Source organism: Buttiauxella gaviniae (assembly GCF_040786275.1).
GTDB lineage: Bacteria > Pseudomonadota > Gammaproteobacteria > Enterobacterales > Enterobacteriaceae > Buttiauxella > Buttiauxella gaviniae_A.
In genome coordinates this window covers 2,957,711-2,974,257 of sequence record NZ_JBFMVT010000002.1, presented here as the reverse complement: position 1 = coordinate 2,974,257, position 16,547 = coordinate 2,957,711, and the positions used below count along the sequence as shown (strand labels likewise).

Below are 16,547 nucleotides of genomic sequence, written 5' to 3'. Positions count from 1 at the left end.
AACAAGATTCTAACAAAGCACGTGACAGGTTAATAACCAAGTTACTGATGATTCATTAATCAGTCATGCCGTGCTCGAAAACGGTCGAATTTACTGGCTGGCATCAACAATTGCAACCACCGCAAATGCGGTTTAGGGCTTTTGTTGCTTTTCGTCAACGACCGGCATGCGCCACATGAAGAACAGCAACGCGCACATCATCAGCAATAATAGTAGTCTGACCCAAAGGATGTTGACCATGTAGAGCGATACCGCAAAGGTAATGACAATAAAAATCAACGCTCTGGGTTTTGCTCCCGGTGGCAGCGCGCGATGATCCTGCCAGTGCCGGATATAACTGCCAAACCATGAGCGGTACAGAAGCCAGTGGTGAAAGCGCGGCGAAGAACGGGCGAAGCACCAGGCAGCCAGCAGCAAAAAAGGCGTAGTGGGAAGTAAAGGCAAAACGACACCCAGCGTGGCAAGGACTACCGCCAGCCAACCAATGATGATTAAAATAGTCCGTTTCATTCCTTATTCCGTCAATAATCTGGCACTTAAACACGTGCAGCACTGGAGAGTCATTTTGTGAAAACCGCTTCGCTGTTACAAGCCCTGGATGTTCGCGTCGCGGAACTCGCGGAGGCTATTGCGCCAATATCGTTGCAACGCGCCTCGCAAGCACGTTTTGATCGTAAGCTCTTTTCGACTCACAGCACGCAACTCAAAGATTATCTGACCGAAGTTCAGGCAAATCTTGCACAGTTACAGCTTAGCGTGAAAGTCGGCAAAACGGAGCAAGTTGCTTATCTTGCCGAAAAACTGGTAGCCCAGATTGCGGCGTTACAGCGTGAACTGGCGACCTGGCAAATGCGCAAAAACGACCCACAACCGCCGGTGGTCGAAAATTTGTATGAAAAACTCTCCACTCACCAGGATTATGAGCGCCGCCTTCAAAGCATGATCGCCGACCGTGACAGCCAGCTTGCAATTCAAACCACGCTGGTCGGGCAGCAAAAAATTCAGAAGGAAATTGCCGCCCTTGAGGGCCGTCTGCAACGCTGCCGCCAGGCTTTGGCGAGGATTGAACGCGCCATTGAGCGCCGGGAACGTGGGCTAAGCTAATACCCGTCTACTTCAAGTTGTGGGGTTTGTGAGTGCAGTCAACACCCCCACAACTCGAATTATTTTGGGTATTTTCATCAAAATATAGATCAACGAGATTAACGCTATGTCGCTGGAAAATGCACCCGATGAAGTGAAACTGGCTGTCGATTTGATAATGCTGCTGGAACAACATGAAATCCCGACGGAAACGGCGCTTGCCGCGCTTGAAATTGTCCGTCAGGATTTTTTACGGAAGCGGGAAGAGAACGCTTCCCGCTAATTTTTATTACGCCGGAACGATGTCACCGCCGTTCGATTTACCGTTATTATCGCGTTTCACTTCCGTCAGTTCATCGCCCTTTTCATTGCGCAGATGCACTTCAAGCTGGTTGAACGCGATATTAATGTCATTTTCACGACACAGTTTATCGATGCTACGGTTCAGCTCATCAACGGTGTAACTGCGGTCACGCAGTTCACGCACGTACAGACGCAGTTCATGATCCAGCGTACTGGCCCCAAACGTGGTGAAGAACACGGTCGGCTCAGGATCGTGCATCACTTTCGGATGGTCGTGAGCGGCTTTGAGTAGAATCTCACGCACTTTATCCAGATCCGAACCATACGCCACGCCAAGACGAATCACAACGCGGGTAATGGTGTCGGTCAGCGACCAGTTGATCAACCGTTCGGTAACAAACGCTTTGTTCGGAATGATGACTTCTTTACGGTCAAAGTCAGTGATCGTTGTGGCGCGGATACGAATTTTGCTTACGCTCCCGGAGAAGGTACCGATTGTTACCGTATCGCCGATACGCACCGGGCGTTCAAACAGGATGATCAGGCCTGAAACAAAGTTACCGAATATCTCCTGCAAACCGAAGCCCAGACCCACCGACAGCGCCGCGGCAAGCCACTGCAACTTATCCCATGACACGCCGAGCGAGCCAAAAATAGTCATCGCGCCGACGGCAATAATCACGTAGTTCAGAATGGTGGTGATGGCGTAGGAGGCCCCCTGACGCATTTGCAGACGCGAGAGCACCAGCACTTCCAGCAAACCCGGTAAGTTGCGAATCAGCACCCAGGCGATAGCAAAGGCGATCACCGCAAACAGCAAGCTGCCCATGGTGACATTTTTCACCACCGCAGCCCCCGCTTCCGTGACGTTATAGCTCCAGAGCTGGATGCTATCGAGGTAACCGAAGACCCCGAACAAGTCTGACCAAATGGTGTAAAACACGATGGCAAACAGCGCGAACAACGCAATGATGGCCAGGCGCATGGTCTGCTGGTTGATTTGATCCAAGGCAAGCGGCGGCTCTTCTACCGGCTCGCCACCTTCAGCCCCCTCTTTCACCAGATTTTCACGGCGCAACAGGGCGCGGCGATAAGCCATTCGACGCGCCGCCACGCTCAGCCCACGTAAAATGGTTTGATAAACCAGGTTCCAGATAAGCACCAGATAAAGGGTTTCAATCCAACGGCCCGCCAGGCGCAAAGTGGTATAGAAATACCCCATCGCCGTTAGCACCATTAACACCACCGGCACCACCCCCATCACCGTCACGGTAAAGAGCTGCATGGTATGGTTATTTTTATTGCGCCAGTTTTCGCGACACATCGGGAAAACCAGTGCCGCAATGAGCAATAAGTTGAAGAAGATAATCAGTTGGCCTAACGCATCTTCCACCAGATGGAGCGGCGAGCGTTCACCCAATACCGACCAGAATAGCAACGGCAGCAACGCAAAACCGACGCGCACTAACTGGCGGCGATAATGGCTGCACAATTGCGGTTGCATATTAAAGTGGCTGACGGCCACGCCATCAGGCGAAAGCACTTGCCAGGTTAAGCCAAAGACTAACCAGAACAGAGAGAGCTGTTTACAGAACGCCAGCATCGATTCGCTGATATTCATTTCAATGGCGGCAAAAGCCAACCCGATGGCGTAGATGACCAGCGCCCCTGGCAGAACTTTCACCAGCGTCAGTGCAATGGCTTTTGGCGTCAGCATTTGGCTGTCGTTGCGCAGTTGCCCTACCCGGCTCGCCTGTTTTTCCAGATAACGATCTATCGCTTTAAAGCGCCAGCGAATCACGCCTGCCAGCAGCAGTGCGGGAATCATCAGCAGCAGGACGGCAATAATCCTTAACGAATTATCCGGCCATTTAAAAGTGATGTGGGCGTTTTTAAATTGATCGCGCAGTGACGAAGGCAGTGATTTCAGCCATTCCCAATCCATCGGTTTGTTACTGGTTACCCAGAAAATTTGCTCCGTCAGGATTTGGTCGAGGGACTTAGTGACGTTTTGCAGTTGCTGTTTATTATTCTGCAAATTGATCGCCAGCATGAGCTGCATGCCGAGCTGTTTGTTGAGTTGGTCGAGCAATTCGCGGCGAGTATCGAGAATTTGTAATAACGCATCGTGAACTTCCGGCGTGACATCCGCCGTATGCCCGTCTTCAATTTTTGCCACCAGCGCATCCGGCTGGAAAAGCGCATCACGCTGCTGGTTAACGTCAAACTGTTCCAGACGAATATCGGCGATGCGGTTAGTCAGGTCTTCAGTATCTTCCGCAGACGGCAAGTTTTGCTGTTGCTGCTGATAAAGAATGCGCGATAACAATAAGCTGCCTTTCAGAACGGCAATTTGCTCTTTCAGGTTACGTTCAGATTGTAGGGCGCGATCCAGCGTATTTTTGATACGAATACTCGACGGCACCATTTCATTGGCGTGCTGAGTGGCATCAATTAGGCGCTGGCTGAGCTGATGGTTAATATCCAGCTCTTGTTTTACCAGCGGGTTTTGCTGAATTTTAACCGTGTCTTCGGAGTCGATGGCATCCTGCGCGGTCTGCTGCGTCAGCGTTAAGCGCTTGCTACTGACCGCTTTTTGCAACAGTTGCAGCGTAATTTCCATCTGATTGATATGCGCATTGGTGTAGTCACGTTGCTTTTGCAGCGCATCTTGCAATGTCGTGTTGCTTTTCAGGCTGTCGCTCTGCTGCTCAAGCTGGGCGTTGAGCAAGGCCTGTTGGGCGAGCAATAACGTTTGCTGACTTGGGCGTAGCTCCCCCGCCCCCGGCGTCACGCCATTCAGGCGATTACGAATCGCTTCAAGCTGGGCCGATGCCGCATTCATCGCATTCTGAACACGTTCCGGCTGCGTTTGCAGGGAAATAAGTTGGCTATTCCAGGTCGCTAAATCGCTTTGCGCGTTCTGTAAATTCGTTACCAGCTCACTCAAACGGGCTTCAAGCTGGCGCAAACTCAGCGCTTGAATTTCGGCTTCTTCATTGGCCGAGTTTACCTGTTGGTTTTTAAGCTCGTTTAATGCATCTGAGGCTTTGCGAAGCGCTTTTGGAGCTTCTGCGATCTGCTGATGGAGCTTGTCTGCCTCATCTTTGACCCGATCGATTTTGTCCAGAACCTCTAGCGTTTCAGTAAGATCTTGCTGGGTCAGTTTATCGTTCGATGAGAGTGTCTTTTGCTTATTGAGAGCAGAAAGTTGGTTTTGAATTTCCTCGCGACCAGGAAGGTCACTCCCATTTTTTTGCGCCCAAACCGGCTGGGCCAATAAGCAAAACAGGCTAATAAAGGTAATAAGTAAAAAACGTGCAGACAGGCGACGTGAATACAGTGAACACAAGAGTTGCGGCATAGTTTGACAATGTTTGAGAACAGGCCGAAAGAGTGGCGAGTTAAAGACGAAATACGTGCCGCAAGATTAGCACGTCTTTTCGGAAAATCCTTGGTCAACTATGTCCGGAATTCGCTGAATAAGCATATTCCTAATGAGGGTTTGTACGCAGAGTTGGGCAGTTCTGAAACATTTCTAACAAGATAGCCACATAGTCTTCCGCCTGACCGTGAAGGTCAAAACTTTCAGGCGCCACCAGCCAGTTTTCAATAAGCCCGGTAATATAACTACGAAGAAGTATAACGGCATGGGAAAGTCGTAAGTTCTTTGGTAACATTTCTGCATCAATACAGCGCTGCAAACTGCTTTCAATTCTCTCATTACCTTCCATGTAAAGTTCGCGGCGAGCCTGTTGTAAAACAGCAAGTTCTCCAACAAATTCACATTTATGGAAGATGATTTCCGTCATTAACCGACGGCGTTCATCCGTGACAGTTGCTTGCAGTATGTAAATTAGTAACTCTCTGACAACAGAAAGTGGATCGTGAGGAAATTTTGCCCGATACTCAATTTCTAAGTCACCGATGCTGGATTCGGTTAGCTCCCAGATTTCATTAAACAAATCCGACTTATTTTTGAAATGCCAGTAGATTGCACCACGGGTGACGCCGGCCGCTTTTGCGATATCCGCAAGCGAAGTTGCTGAGACACCGTGTTGAGAAAACAAGCGGATTGCAACGTCAAGAAGATGTTGGCGAGTCTCCAGTGCTTGTTGTTTGGTTTTTCGTGCCATAAGTGGGTGAAAGTAAGGTAGTTAGATTTACATACATTTGTGAATGTATGTACCATAGCACGACGATAATATAAACGCAGCAATGGGTTTGTGGACACGTGATCCATTGAACAACTTTGAAATCGGACACTCGAGGTTTACATATGAACAAAAACAGAGGGTTTACGCCTCTGGCGGCCGTTCTGATGCTCTCAGGCAGCTTAGTGCTTACAGGATGTAATGACAAAGAGACACAACAGAGTGCGCCGCATACCCCGGAAGTGGGTGTGGTAACTTTGAAAAGTGCTCCTTTGCAGATAACCACAGAGCTTCCAGGCCGTACCAGTGCTTATCGTATTGCAGAAGTTCGCCCCCAGGTCAGCGGTATTATTCTGAAACGCAACTTTGAAGAAGGAAGTGAAATTAAAGCGGGCGTTTCGCTGTATCAAATCGATCCTGCTACTTACCAGGCCGCTTATGACAGCGCTAAAGGCGACCTCGCGAAAGCACAGGCTAGTGCAAATATTGCTCAGCTAACGCTTAAACGTTATCAGAAACTTTTGGGTACTAAGTACATCAGTCAACAAGACTACGACACAGCACTTGCCGATTCTCAACAGGCAAATGCTTCTGTCGTTGCGGCTAAAGCGGCGGTTGAGTCTGCCCGCATTAACCTGGCTTATACCAAAGTTACCTCCCCGATTAGCGGACGCATCGGTAAGTCTTCTGTAACAGAAGGCGCGCTGGTCACCAGCGGGCAGTCTGCTGCATTGGCAACCGTGCAACAGCTCGACCCGATTTATGTTGATGTGACCCAGTCCAGCAATGATTTCTTGCGTCTCAAGCAAGAACTTGCGGAAGGCAAACTGAAGCAAGAAAACGGTAAAGCTAAAGTCAAATTAGTCACCAATGACGGTATCACTTTCCCGCAGGAAGGCTCTTTAGAGTTCTCTGATGTGACAGTTGACCAGACCACCGGGTCTATCACTCTGCGCGCTATCTTCCCAAATCCAGATAAAACCCTGCTGCCGGGCATGTTTGTTCGTGCACAGTTGGAAGAAGGAACGAATCCAAACGCACTGTTAGTACCGCAGCAAGGTGTGACTCGTACACCGCGCGGTGATGCTTCAGCGATGGTTGTAGGCAAAGATGACAAAGTGGAAGTTCGCGAGCTAACCGCTTCACAAGCTATCGGCGATAAATGGCTGGTAACCAGCGGGTTGAAGGATGGCGATCGCGTTATTGTAACCGGTTTGCAAAAAGTGAAACCCGGTGTTCAGGTGAAAGTGCAGGAAGTGGCGGCAGAAAATAAAGGCCAAGATCAAGCAGCCGCTGGCGCACAGTCTGAACAAACGAAGTCTTAACTTAAACAGGAGCCGTTAAGACATGGCTAAGTTTTTTATCGATCGCCCGATTTTTGCCTGGGTAATCGCCATCATTATTATGTTGGCGGGCGGGCTTGCGATCATGAAATTACCGATCGCGCAGTATCCAACTATTGCGCCACCGGCAATCTCGATCACAGCGACCTATCCGGGTGCGGATGCGAAAACGGTACAGGATACCGTTACGCAGGTAATCGAACAGAACATGAACGGCATCGACAACCTGCTGTACATGTCTTCTACCAGTGATTCTTCTGGTACTGTTCAAATTACCATCACCTTTAACTCCGGTACTGATGCCGATATCGCGCAGGTTCAGGTGCAGAACAAACTGCAACTGGCCATGCCGCTATTACCGCAAGAAGTACAACAGCAAGGTGTTAGCGTTGAGAAATCTTCCAGTAGCTTCCTGATGGTTCTCGGTATGATCAATACCGATGGTTCCATGACGCAGGAAGATATTTCAGATTACGTTGGCGCAACCATTAAAGACCCAATCAGCCGTACAACCGGCGTGGGTGACGTGCAGCTATTCGGTGCGCAGTACGCGATGCGTATCTGGATGGATCCCAACAAACTTAACAACTTCCAGCTTACGCCGGTTGATGTTATTACCGCTATCAAAGCGCAGAACGCCCAGGTTGCGGCAGGTCAGTTAGGCGGTACTCCGCCAGTGAAAGGCCAGCAACTTAACGCCTCTATCATTGCGCAGACCCGTCTAAAATCTGCCGATGAATTCAGCAAAATTTTGCTGAAAGTGAATCTGGATGGCTCACGCGTTCTGCTCAAAGATGTGGCAAAAGTTGAACTGGGCGGCGAGAACTACGACGTTATCGCACGTTATAACGGCCAGCCTGCATCAGGTTTGGGTATCAAACTGGCAACCGGTGCTAACGCCCTGGACACCGCAAATGCGGTACGTGCCACCGTGGAAAAACTACAGCCGTTCTTCCCGGCAGGTTTGAAAGTGGTTTATCCGTATGACACCACGCCATTCGTTAAAATCTCCATTAAAGAGGTAGTAAAAACCCTCGTTGAAGCGATCGTGCTGGTGTTCCTGGTAATGTATCTGTTCTTGCAGAACTTCCGCGCCACACTGATTCCAACGATTGCCGTGCCGGTGGTACTGCTTGGGACGTTTGCCATCCTTGCCATATTTGGCTATTCGATAAACACCCTAACGATGTTCGGGATGGTGCTTGCGATAGGCCTGCTGGTAGATGACGCCATCGTGGTGGTCGAAAACGTTGAGCGTGTGATGGTGGAAGAAGGATTGCCACCGAAAGAAGCCACACGTAAATCCATGGAGCAGATTCAGGGCGCTTTGGTGGGTATCGCAATGGTTCTGTCAGCGGTATTTATCCCGATGGCATTCTTCGGCGGTTCCACAGGGGCTATTTATCGTCAGTTCTCCATTACCATCGTATCGGCAATGGTGCTTTCGGTACTGGTCGCGATGATCCTTACGCCAGCGCTTTGCGCCACCATGCTCAAACCCATTGCGAAAGGCGAACACCACGAGAAGAAAGGCTTCTTCGGCTGGTTTAACAACATGTTCGACAAGAGCACGCATCACTATACCGACAGCGTCGGTAACATTTTGCGTAGCACCGGTCGTTACCTGCTGTTGTATCTTCTGATTGTGGTTGGCATGGCCTTCCTGTTTATTCGTCTGCCAAGTTCCTTCTTGCCAGATGAAGACCAGGGCGTGTTCCTGACCATGGCGCAGTTGCCTGCGGGTGCCACACAAGAGCGTACACAAGCCGTTCTTGATGATGTGACCAAATATTACCTGGAAAAAGAAAAAGCTAACGTTAACTCGGTATTTACCGTTAACGGCTTCGGCTTTGCGGGTCGTGGGCAGAACACCGGTTTAGCCTTCGTCTCCTTGAAAAACTGGGATGAACGTCCAGGTGAAGAGAATAAAGTCGGGGCGATTACACAACGCGCCAGCGGCGAATTCTCGAAAATCAAAGACGCAATGGTCTTTGCATTTAACCTGCCAGCGATTGTTGAACTAGGTACGGCAACGGGCTTCGACTTCCAGTTGATTGACCAGGCAAACCTTGGGCACGAGAAGCTGACCCAGGCGCGTAACCAACTGTTTGGTGAAATTGCTAAACACCCTGAGCTGTTAGTGGGCGTGCGTCCAAACGGTCTGGAAGATACGCCGCAGTTTAAAGTTGATATCGACCAGGAAAAAGCGCAGGCGCTGGGTGTTTCTATTAGCGATATCAACACCACGCTGGGTGCCGCATGGGGTGGTAGCTATGTGAACGACTTCATCGACCGTGGTCGCGTGAAGAAAGTTTACCTGATGGCTGATGCGCCATTCCGTATGCTGCCAGCGGATATCAATAACTGGTATGTTCGCGGCTCTTCCGGGCAAATGGTGCCATTCTCTGCGTTCTCTTCTGCGCACTGGGAATATGGCTCCCCGCGTCTGGAACGTTACAACGGCTTGCCTTCCATGGAAATCCTTGGTCAGGCTGCACCTGGTAAAAGTACCGGTGAAGCAATGAACATGATGGAAGACCTGGCCAGCAAACTGCCTACCGGTATCGGCTATGACTGGACGGGCATGTCATATCAGGAACGTCTGTCTGGAAACCAGGCCCCTGCCCTGTATGCCATTTCCCTGATAGTGGTATTCCTGTGTCTGGCAGCGCTTTACGAGAGCTGGTCAATTCCATTCTCGGTCATGTTGGTGGTTCCATTGGGGGTTGTTGGCGCCCTGCTTGCCGCAACATTCCGTGGTCTGACTAACGACGTGTACTTCCAGGTAGGCCTGCTGACAACCATTGGCTTGTCGGCGAAGAACGCGATACTTATCGTAGAATTCGCCAAAGACCTGATGGAAAAAGAGGGTAAAGGCTTAATCGAAGCGACGCTGGAAGCCGTTCGTATGCGTCTGCGTCCGATTCTGATGACATCGCTGGCATTTATCCTCGGGGTAATGCCGCTGGTAATCAGCACCGGTGCTGGCTCCGGTGCACAGAACGCCGTAGGTACGGGCGTAATGGGCGGGATGGTGACAGCGACGATCCTGGCTATCTTCTTCGTACCGGTGTTCTTCGTCGTGGTTCGCCGTCGCTTCAGTCGTAAGAATGAAGATATCGAGCACACTCACGCAGTTGAGCATCACAAGTAAGTCTTGATACGACAATCTAAAGGCCGCGCAAGCGGCCTTTTTTATATCTTTAATCCATATTTGTCATATTAATGAATAACTATGGGCGCTGATTTTTTCGACGATACGTGTCAGGATGTTGCTAAAAAAGGCTAAGAAACCCAGAATATCATGACAAGATATTTCTTAAATTACAGGTAAAAAAGATTACAGCTCTACTTATTTATTAGGATTATTCTGAACCTGATATTTATTTCCTGGAGATAAAATCATTAAGCGCTGTAACAAAAAATTAACTGTTTGAAAATAAACTATTTCTCAACAATCTGTTATAAGTTAATTTATAGGAACAATCTTTTGAAAAACGTGAAAGTCTTAATAAACATTGCGTTAGAGTAAAATGCTTTGCTGTAAATGTAATTTTTCGTAATAGTGGAAGGAAATCTGGGGGAGATTGATTTATAGTAAAAGCATATGGAATAATCGTTGTACCGATCCCCACCTCATCCAGGTGTGTCCACCCCAACGCGTTGTGTTTATCAAATTTCTTCGATAAAAGGGGCTGCATTATGGACGAATACTCACCAAAACGGCATGATATAGCGCAGCTTAAATTTCTCTGCGAAAACCTGTATCATGATTGCCTTGCCAACCTTGGAGAGAGTAATCATGGTTGGGTTAATGATCCTACTTCAGCCATTAACTTGCAGTTAAATGAATTGATTGAGCATATAGCTGCCTTCGCACTTAATTACAAAATTAAGTACGATGATGAGAGTAAATTGATTGAACAGATTGATGAATATTTAGACGATACATTTATGCTTTTCAGTAACTACGGCATCAATGCCCAAGACTTACAGAAATGGCGTAAGTCCGGAAACCGATTATTCCGATGTTTCGTTTCAGAGAGCCGCGCTAACCCTGTAAGCCTCTCCTTCTAAGAACTATTACAAGATGTATAAAGGTGATTTTATGACAACAAAACCATTAACCAAGACCGATTATTTGATGCGCCTGCGACGTTGCCAAACAATTGATACATTAGAGCGCGTGATTGAAAAGAATAAATACGAATTATCAGATAATGAATTGGCGGTATTTTATTCAGCAGCAGACCACCGTCTGGCAGAACTGACCATGAATAAGCTTTACGATAAAATACCACCTTCTGTATGGAAATTTATTCGCTAAACCCTCACTCAGTTATTACTTCAAACGGCACTCAATTCACACTGTGATTCCTATCGTCACTAAATAGTGTGGTGAATAGTGTGGTCTTGAAAAGCGCAGTTGTGCGTGACACACGGTGCTCTTCGCGCCTATGGACTGATTCCGGTTATCGGTAATTGCATTACTGAATATAACTGCGTGATTCACGTCACAAAATGAAAGAGCGCTCTCATTAATAACACGCTAATCGCTTAGGGTAACTGGTGTCCTGTTTATTGATTAAAGGCATCGCCATGAGTGAAGAAAAAAACAAAATGATCGCAGGTGAACTCTATCGCCCTGCCGACCAGGAACTTCGTGAAGACCGTATTAAAGCGCGTCATTTGATTCACCGCTTTAATCACACAGGCCCTGATGAAAAGGCCGTACGAACGGAATTACTTGCGCAACTGTTAGGCCAAAGCCAGGACGCATATATTGAACCGTCGTTTCGCTGCGATTATGGCTACAATATTTTCCTCGGCAAAAACTTCTACGCTAATTTTGACTGTGTGATTCTCGATGTTTGCCCCGTTTATATCGGCGATAATTGCATGCTGGCGCCAGGCGTTCATATTTATACCGCAACCCATCCACTGGATGCCGAAACCCGCAATAGCGGTGTGGAATTTGGCAAACCCGTTACCATCGGCCATAACGTCTGGATTGGCGGGCGGGCGGTGATAAACCCAGGCGTAACGATTGGCGATAACGTGGTGATTGGCGCAGGCTCGGTGGTCACCAAAGATATTCCGGCAAATTCGGTAGTGGCAGGAAACCCGGCGCGGTTAATTAAAATGGTTCCCGCTGCCGCTCAGTAACTGTTATGGTTTTTTTTGGCAGAACTGTTACTTTTTTACCCTCTCAGGGCTTCTTAAAATAACAGTTCTCCGCCTGTCGCGTTCCCGTTCAGAAGGCCCATCATGACTGAAATTCAGCGTCTGCTCACCGATACCATCGAGCAACTTAATGCCGAAGAAAAACGCGATAATCGCCCGCGTTTTAGCATCAGCTTTATTCGCAAACATCCGGGGTTGTTTGTCGGAATGTGGATTGGCTGGTTTGCCACGCTATGGGTAATGCTGGAATCGGACACGTTGGCGGGTTCGGTCTGGTTATTGGTCGTGCTGTTTGCTCTATTGAACGGTTTCTTCTTTTTCGATGTGAATCCGCGCTATCGCTACGATGATATCGATGTGCTGGATTTACGCGTTTGCTATAACGGCGAGTGGTACAACACGCGCAACGTGCCTGCGACATTAATCGAGAAAATCCTCCATTCCCCAAAGGTGGATGAACAACAAAAATCGCTGCTGCATAAAATGATAACGACGAAAGGCGAACTCTCTTTTTACGACATCTTCTCTTTAGGCCGCGCATAACCCTGCTTGCAGGTCGGGTTAGCGTTAGCGAAACCCGACCGCTGCCCTTCATCTACCCTTGTTTTAACGCCGCTTCTTCCTGCCCTGCACCGCTTTAAACCGCGGGTTACTTTTGCAAATCACATACAGCCGCCCTTTGCGTTTTACGATCTGGCAATCCGGGTGACGTTGTTTCGCGCTCCGTAACGAATTTAATACCTTCATTTAAGCCTCTTTTATTTCTATTAATTGTTACAATATAACATAACAACAAAATAAAAGAGAAACGCGTAAAAGGCAAGCAGAAACCGGCAAATCCAAATTCTGCAAAAGCTTAGAACCTGCTCCAGCCATAACTTAGAAGATAACAATATTGGGCTGCATGCCGCAGTTACGGCAATGTAATTTCAACGAAATCCACATCATTCCAAAAGGGATAAATCATGAGTCAGCGCTGTCGTTGTGAAACATATTGTTGGGCAAAAAAATCAGAACGTTTCGAAAAAAAATCTGAATTATGCGGAGTTCAAAATGAGCAGAACAACGACCCAAGCCTTGCCAATACTCGATCTTTTAGCCCTTGAAGGTACAGCCACCGATCGCGCTGCGTTTCTGGAGCAATTACGCCACGCTGCTCGGGATATCGGTTTCTTCTACTTGATCAATCATGGAATTAGCCCCGAACTGCAACAGGCCGTTCAGGATGAAGCCCAACAGTTTTTCTCTTTGCCAGATGAAGAAAAACAAAAAGTTGCGATGATTCACTCCCCCCATTTTCGTGGTTACAACCGCGCTGCCAGCGAACTCACCCGCGGGAAACCAGACTGGCGCGAACAGTTTGATATTGGCGCTGAACGCCCTGCACTTTCGGTCAATGAATCGCAACCCGGCTGGTTGCGTTTGCAAGGACCTAATCTCTGGCCTGATTCATTACCCACGCTCAAACCGACTCTGCTGCAATTCCAGCGCGAAATGACGGCGGTCGCTTTGAAACTGTTGCGCACTTTTGCGCAAGCGCTGGAGCTTCCGGCAAACAGCTTCGATAACCTGTATGGCAATAAGCCTAACGAACATATCAAACTGATTCGTTACCCAGGTCAGCAGGCTACTGAAGGAAATCAGGGTGTGGGCGCCCACAAAGATTCCGGCTTCCTGAGCTTCTTGCTACAAGATCAGCAGCAAGGTTTGCAGGTCGAAGTCACGCCTGACAACTGGATAGATGCCGCCCCTTTACCCGGCAGTTTTGTGGTGAATATCGGTGAGTTGCTGGAGCTGGCAACCAATGGATATTTACGTGCCACGGTACACCGCGTGGTCTCCCCTCCGCCCGGTCAGGAACGCCAGTCGGTAGCATTTTTCCTCGGCGCACAATTAGATGCCGTCGTCCCGATTTACGCACTTCCGCCACAGCTTGCGCAACAGGCTCATGGCCCGGAAAGCGACCCGCACAATCCGCTACTGCGTGATGTCGGTTGGAATTACCTGAAAGGCCGTCTGCGTTCACATCCTGACGTAGCGGAACGTTATTACCCGGATGTCTTGCGTAACAGCACTGAACTCATCGCTTAAACTTTGAAGGAAAACACCATGAAAAATGCCTCTTTTAAACTGGCAGGGATCGCGCTGTCTTTGACTCTGGCTTTCAGCGCTCAGGCCGCCGAAACATTACGTATCGCAGCCGATCCGGTTCCGCACGCGGAGATCCTCGCCTTTGTGCAAAAACTCGATCCGAATCTGAAATTAAAAATCGTTGAGCTCAGTAACGGCGTGAATGCAAACGAACTCCTGGCAAACGGCGACGTTGACGCCAACTATTTCCAGCACGTGCCTTATCTGCAAGATCAGGAAAAAGCGCTGGGGAAAAAATTCACCGTTGCCGCAACGGTGCATATCGAACCGCTGGGGATTTATTCGCACAAATATAAAGACCTTAAATCCGTCCCGGAAAATGCCACTATCGCGTTGCCGAACAATGTCACCAACCTGAGCCGGGCGCTCTATCTGTTGCAGGACAAAGGGCTGATTACCCTGAAGGCCGAATTTAAAGACGCCGCCACAAACCAGGCCACGCCGAAAGACATCGCCAGCAATCCGAAGAAGCTGAAAATTATCGAAATCGAAGCGCCGCAGTTGCCGCGATCCCTGGATGATGTGGATCTGGCTGTGATTAACGGAAACTACGCGCTGGAGGCCGGTTTAACGCCATCGAAAGATGCGCTGGGGCTGGAAAGCGCTACCCATAACCCGTACGCCAATATTCTGGTCACCAACCCGAATCTGGCTAACGACCCGCGCATCAAGGAGCTGGCGAAAGATCTGCAATCCCCGCAGGTTGCCGACTTTATTCGCAAGCAGTTCAACGGCTCCGTGATCCCGGTTGCTACACCACAATCATGATCACCCTTGAGCGGCTGAGCAAAGTGTATGCCGGAGGAGGCCAACCGGCACTGGATGATGTCTCACTGACGGTGCCGGATGGCGCAATCTACGGCATTCTCGGGCGCAGCGGTGCCGGGAAAAGCACCTTGATCCGCTGCCTTAACCTGCTGGAGCGGCCCACGTCGGGCCGTATCCTGATGCATGACGTGGATATCACTACCCTTAATCATCGTGAATTGCGGCTACACCGCCAGCGCACCGGCATGGTCTTCCAGCATTTCAATCTGATTCACGCCCGCAATGTGGCCGACAATATTGCCGTGCCGCTGGAAATCGCCGGACAGCCACGTGACGTGCGCCAGGCCCGCATTGCTGAACTGCTCGAATTAGTGGGGCTGAGCGATAAAGCCCAGGCATTTCCGTCCCAGCTTTCCGGCGGGCAAAAGCAGCGTGTGGGTATTGCACGAGCCCTGGCAGCCCATCCTGATGTGCTGCTTTGTGACGAAGCGACCAGCGCGCTGGACAGTGAAACCACGGCCTCCGTGCTGGCGCTGTTAATGGACATCAACCGCAAACTGGGCGTCACCATCGTGCTGATCACTCATCAGTTGGAAGTGGTGAAAGCTATCTGCGACCACGCGGCGCTGCTGGAAAACGGCAGGCTTGTAGAGAGCGGTGCGCTGTCTGAATTACTGGTTAAACCTTATTCCCGTCTGCGCCAGGCGTTACTTCCGGGCAACGAAGCAGAAAAAGCATTTTTACGCCGCATCGGCGTTTCAGGGAGAGTGTTATGCGAAGTCGCTTAGCCTGGGAAGATTTATGGCCATTGCTACTTGATGGCACGCTGGACACATTGTACATGGTCGGCCTTGCCGCACTGTTTACGGTGATAATCGGCTTGCCGTTGGGCGTGCTACTGTTTCTCACCCGCCGCGATGGCGTTTTACCTGCTCCTGTTTTTAATCAGGTTATCGGCAGCATTGTGAACGTTGGGCGATCGCTGCCGTTTATCGTGCTGTTGATTGCGCTGATCCCCTTCACCCGCATTATCATCGGCACCACGCTTGGCAGTACGGCGGCGGTGGTTCCCATTACGATTGGCGCTTTCCCGTTCTTTGCCCGCGTTGTTGAAAATGCGCTAGATGAAGTCGATAAAGGCCGTATCGAAGCCATTCTGTCTATGGGTGGAAATGTCTGGCATATCATCGGCAAAGTGCTGTTACCTGAAGCACTCCCGGCGCTGCTGGCGGGGATCACGCTCACCGTCGTCATGTTGATTGGCTTTTCATCGATGGCCGGGGTGATTGGCGGCGGGGGATTAGGTGACCTGGCGATTCGCTACGGTTATCAGCGATTCAACGATCAGGTGATGATCGGCACCGTGGTGATTCTGGTCGCGATGGTACAACTGGTACAAAGTGTTGGCGATCGTCTGGTACGCCGTCTGGCGCACCGACGTTAATAAAAATGGTGGATGGCGCTATCGCTTATCCACCCTACAAAACCCGGCGCGTGGGTCGGATAAACCTCCCTCACCTTGTCAGGGGAGGGTTGGGGTGGGGTCAACAGCGCGTAGGTC

16 protein-coding genes are annotated in these 16,547 nt (G+C 49.6%); 12 read left to right on the top strand and 4 right to left on the bottom strand.

Features of this window, described 5'->3' with window-relative positions; all coding sequences use genetic code 11:
* Positions 1–132 precede the first annotated feature (132 nt).
* Positions 133–510 (bottom strand): DUF454 family protein, encoded by a 378-nt coding sequence (locus tag AB1E22_RS14430; protein WP_367595926.1) that lies wholly within the window; start codon positions 508–510, stop codon positions 133–135.
* Between the two features lie 57 nt (positions 511–567).
* Here AB1E22_RS14430 and priC point away from each other — a divergent pair, with 57 nt between their 5' ends.
* Entirely contained in the window at positions 568–1,104 is a 537-nt protein-coding gene (gene priC, locus AB1E22_RS14425; protein ID WP_367595925.1) for a primosomal replication protein PriC, read from the top strand.
* A 106-nt stretch (positions 1,105–1,210) separates the two neighbouring features.
* A complete protein-coding gene (gene rsmS / locus AB1E22_RS14420) occupies positions 1,211–1,366 on the top strand; it encodes a pleiotropic regulatory protein RsmS (RefSeq protein ID WP_183271287.1) in 156 nt (51 codons plus the stop codon).
* 6 nt (positions 1,367–1,372) lie between these two features.
* Here rsmS and mscK read toward each other — a convergent pair whose 3' ends face one another.
* Positions 1,373–4,750, bottom strand: coding sequence for a mechanosensitive channel MscK (gene mscK, locus AB1E22_RS14415; protein ID WP_367595924.1), 3,378 nt, complete (start codon positions 4,748–4,750; stop codon positions 1,373–1,375).
* A 130-nt stretch (positions 4,751–4,880) separates the two neighbouring features.
* On the bottom strand, positions 4,881–5,522 hold the full coding sequence (acrR, locus tag AB1E22_RS14410; RefSeq protein ID WP_367595923.1) for a multidrug efflux transporter transcriptional repressor AcrR: 642 nt from the start codon (positions 5,520–5,522) through the stop codon (positions 4,881–4,883).
* 143 nt (positions 5,523–5,665) lie between these two features.
* On the opposite strand from acrR, the gene acrA reads away from it, so the two are divergent.
* From acrA to AB1E22_RS14380, 6 genes are all read left to right on the top strand, one after another.
* Positions 5,666–6,865, top strand: a complete 1,200-nt coding sequence (acrA, locus tag AB1E22_RS14405) for a multidrug efflux RND transporter periplasmic adaptor subunit AcrA (RefSeq protein ID WP_367595922.1) — start codon at positions 5,666–5,668, stop codon at positions 6,863–6,865.
* Positions 6,866–6,887: 22 nt separating this feature from the next.
* A complete protein-coding gene (gene acrB, locus AB1E22_RS14400) occupies positions 6,888–10,037 on the top strand; it encodes a multidrug efflux RND transporter permease subunit AcrB (RefSeq protein WP_367595921.1) in 3,150 nt (1,049 codons plus the stop codon).
* 548 nt (positions 10,038–10,585) lie between these two features.
* On the top strand, positions 10,586–10,960 hold the full coding sequence (tomB, locus tag AB1E22_RS14395; protein ID WP_367595920.1) for an Hha toxicity modulator TomB: 375 nt from the start codon (positions 10,586–10,588) through the stop codon (positions 10,958–10,960).
* Positions 10,961–10,991: 31 nt separating this feature from the next.
* Positions 10,992–11,210, top strand: coding sequence for an HHA domain-containing protein (locus tag AB1E22_RS14390; protein ID WP_121265420.1), 219 nt, complete (start codon positions 10,992–10,994; stop codon positions 11,208–11,210).
* Between the two features lie 272 nt (positions 11,211–11,482).
* The gene (gene maa / locus AB1E22_RS14385; protein ID WP_367595919.1) at positions 11,483–12,049 is read left to right on the top strand and encodes a maltose O-acetyltransferase; all 567 of its coding nucleotides are present in this window, start codon (positions 11,483–11,485) and stop codon (positions 12,047–12,049) included.
* Between the two features lie 102 nt (positions 12,050–12,151).
* Positions 12,152–12,610 (top strand): YlaC family protein, encoded by a 459-nt coding sequence (locus tag AB1E22_RS14380; protein ID WP_367595918.1) that lies wholly within the window; start codon positions 12,152–12,154, stop codon positions 12,608–12,610.
* Between the two features lie 63 nt (positions 12,611–12,673).
* Here AB1E22_RS14380 and ykgO read toward each other — a convergent pair whose 3' ends face one another.
* Complete coding sequence (ykgO, locus tag AB1E22_RS14375) at positions 12,674–12,814, bottom strand: type B 50S ribosomal protein L36 (RefSeq protein ID WP_072011136.1); 141 nt, start codon at positions 12,812–12,814, stop codon at positions 12,674–12,676.
* 306 nt (positions 12,815–13,120) lie between these two features.
* Here ykgO and AB1E22_RS14370 point away from each other — a divergent pair, with 306 nt between their 5' ends.
* Genes AB1E22_RS14370 through AB1E22_RS14355 form a run of 4 tightly spaced genes read left to right on the top strand, consistent with a single transcriptional unit; the run spans position 13,121 to position 16,430 of the window.
* A complete protein-coding gene (locus AB1E22_RS14370) occupies positions 13,121–14,158 on the top strand; it encodes an isopenicillin N synthase family dioxygenase (RefSeq protein ID WP_367595917.1) in 1,038 nt (345 codons plus the stop codon).
* Between the two features lie 18 nt (positions 14,159–14,176).
* Positions 14,177–14,986 (top strand): MetQ/NlpA family ABC transporter substrate-binding protein, encoded by an 810-nt coding sequence (locus AB1E22_RS14365; protein ID WP_367595916.1) that lies wholly within the window; start codon positions 14,177–14,179, stop codon positions 14,984–14,986.
* Complete coding sequence (locus AB1E22_RS14360; protein ID WP_367595915.1) at positions 14,983–15,774, top strand: methionine ABC transporter ATP-binding protein; 792 nt, start codon at positions 14,983–14,985, stop codon at positions 15,772–15,774. Before AB1E22_RS14365 ends, AB1E22_RS14360 begins: the two co-directional genes overlap by 4 nt.
* Entirely contained in the window at positions 15,759–16,430 is a 672-nt protein-coding gene (locus AB1E22_RS14355) for a methionine ABC transporter permease (RefSeq protein WP_367595914.1), read from the top strand. Before AB1E22_RS14360 ends, AB1E22_RS14355 begins: the two co-directional genes overlap by 16 nt.
* The last annotated feature ends 117 nt before the right edge of the window (positions 16,431–16,547 follow it).

What these genes read in the sequence shown, in the direction of transcription:
- AB1E22_RS14430 (WP_367595926.1), bottom strand. Translation starts at nt 510, where the DNA reads ATGAAACGGACTATTTTAATCATCATTGGTTGGCTGGCGGTAGTCCTT.
- rsmS (WP_183271287.1), top strand. Translation starts at nt 1,211, where the DNA reads ATGTCGCTGGAAAATGCACCCGATGAAGTGAAACTGGCTGTCGATTTG.
- mscK (WP_367595924.1), bottom strand. Translation starts at nt 4,750, where the DNA reads ATGCCGCAACTCTTGTGTTCACTGTATTCACGTCGCCTGTCTGCACGT.
- acrR (WP_367595923.1), bottom strand. Translation starts at nt 5,522, where the DNA reads ATGGCACGAAAAACCAAACAACAAGCACTGGAGACTCGCCAACATCTT.
- acrA (WP_367595922.1), top strand. Translation starts at nt 5,666, where the DNA reads ATGAACAAAAACAGAGGGTTTACGCCTCTGGCGGCCGTTCTGATGCTC.
- acrB (WP_367595921.1), top strand. Translation starts at nt 6,888, where the DNA reads ATGGCTAAGTTTTTTATCGATCGCCCGATTTTTGCCTGGGTAATCGCC.
- tomB (WP_367595920.1), top strand. Translation starts at nt 10,586, where the DNA reads ATGGACGAATACTCACCAAAACGGCATGATATAGCGCAGCTTAAATTT.
- AB1E22_RS14390 (WP_121265420.1), top strand. Translation starts at nt 10,992, where the DNA reads ATGACAACAAAACCATTAACCAAGACCGATTATTTGATGCGCCTGCGA.
- maa (WP_367595919.1), top strand. Translation starts at nt 11,483, where the DNA reads ATGAGTGAAGAAAAAAACAAAATGATCGCAGGTGAACTCTATCGCCCT.
- AB1E22_RS14380 (WP_367595918.1), top strand. Translation starts at nt 12,152, where the DNA reads ATGACTGAAATTCAGCGTCTGCTCACCGATACCATCGAGCAACTTAAT.
- ykgO (WP_072011136.1), bottom strand. Translation starts at nt 12,814, where the DNA reads ATGAAGGTATTAAATTCGTTACGGAGCGCGAAACAACGTCACCCGGAT.
- AB1E22_RS14370 (WP_367595917.1), top strand. Translation starts at nt 13,121, where the DNA reads ATGAGCAGAACAACGACCCAAGCCTTGCCAATACTCGATCTTTTAGCC.
- AB1E22_RS14365 (WP_367595916.1), top strand. Translation starts at nt 14,177, where the DNA reads ATGAAAAATGCCTCTTTTAAACTGGCAGGGATCGCGCTGTCTTTGACT.
- AB1E22_RS14360 (WP_367595915.1), top strand. Translation starts at nt 14,983, where the DNA reads ATGATCACCCTTGAGCGGCTGAGCAAAGTGTATGCCGGAGGAGGCCAA.
- AB1E22_RS14355 (WP_367595914.1), top strand. Translation starts at nt 15,759, where the DNA reads ATGCGAAGTCGCTTAGCCTGGGAAGATTTATGGCCATTGCTACTTGAT.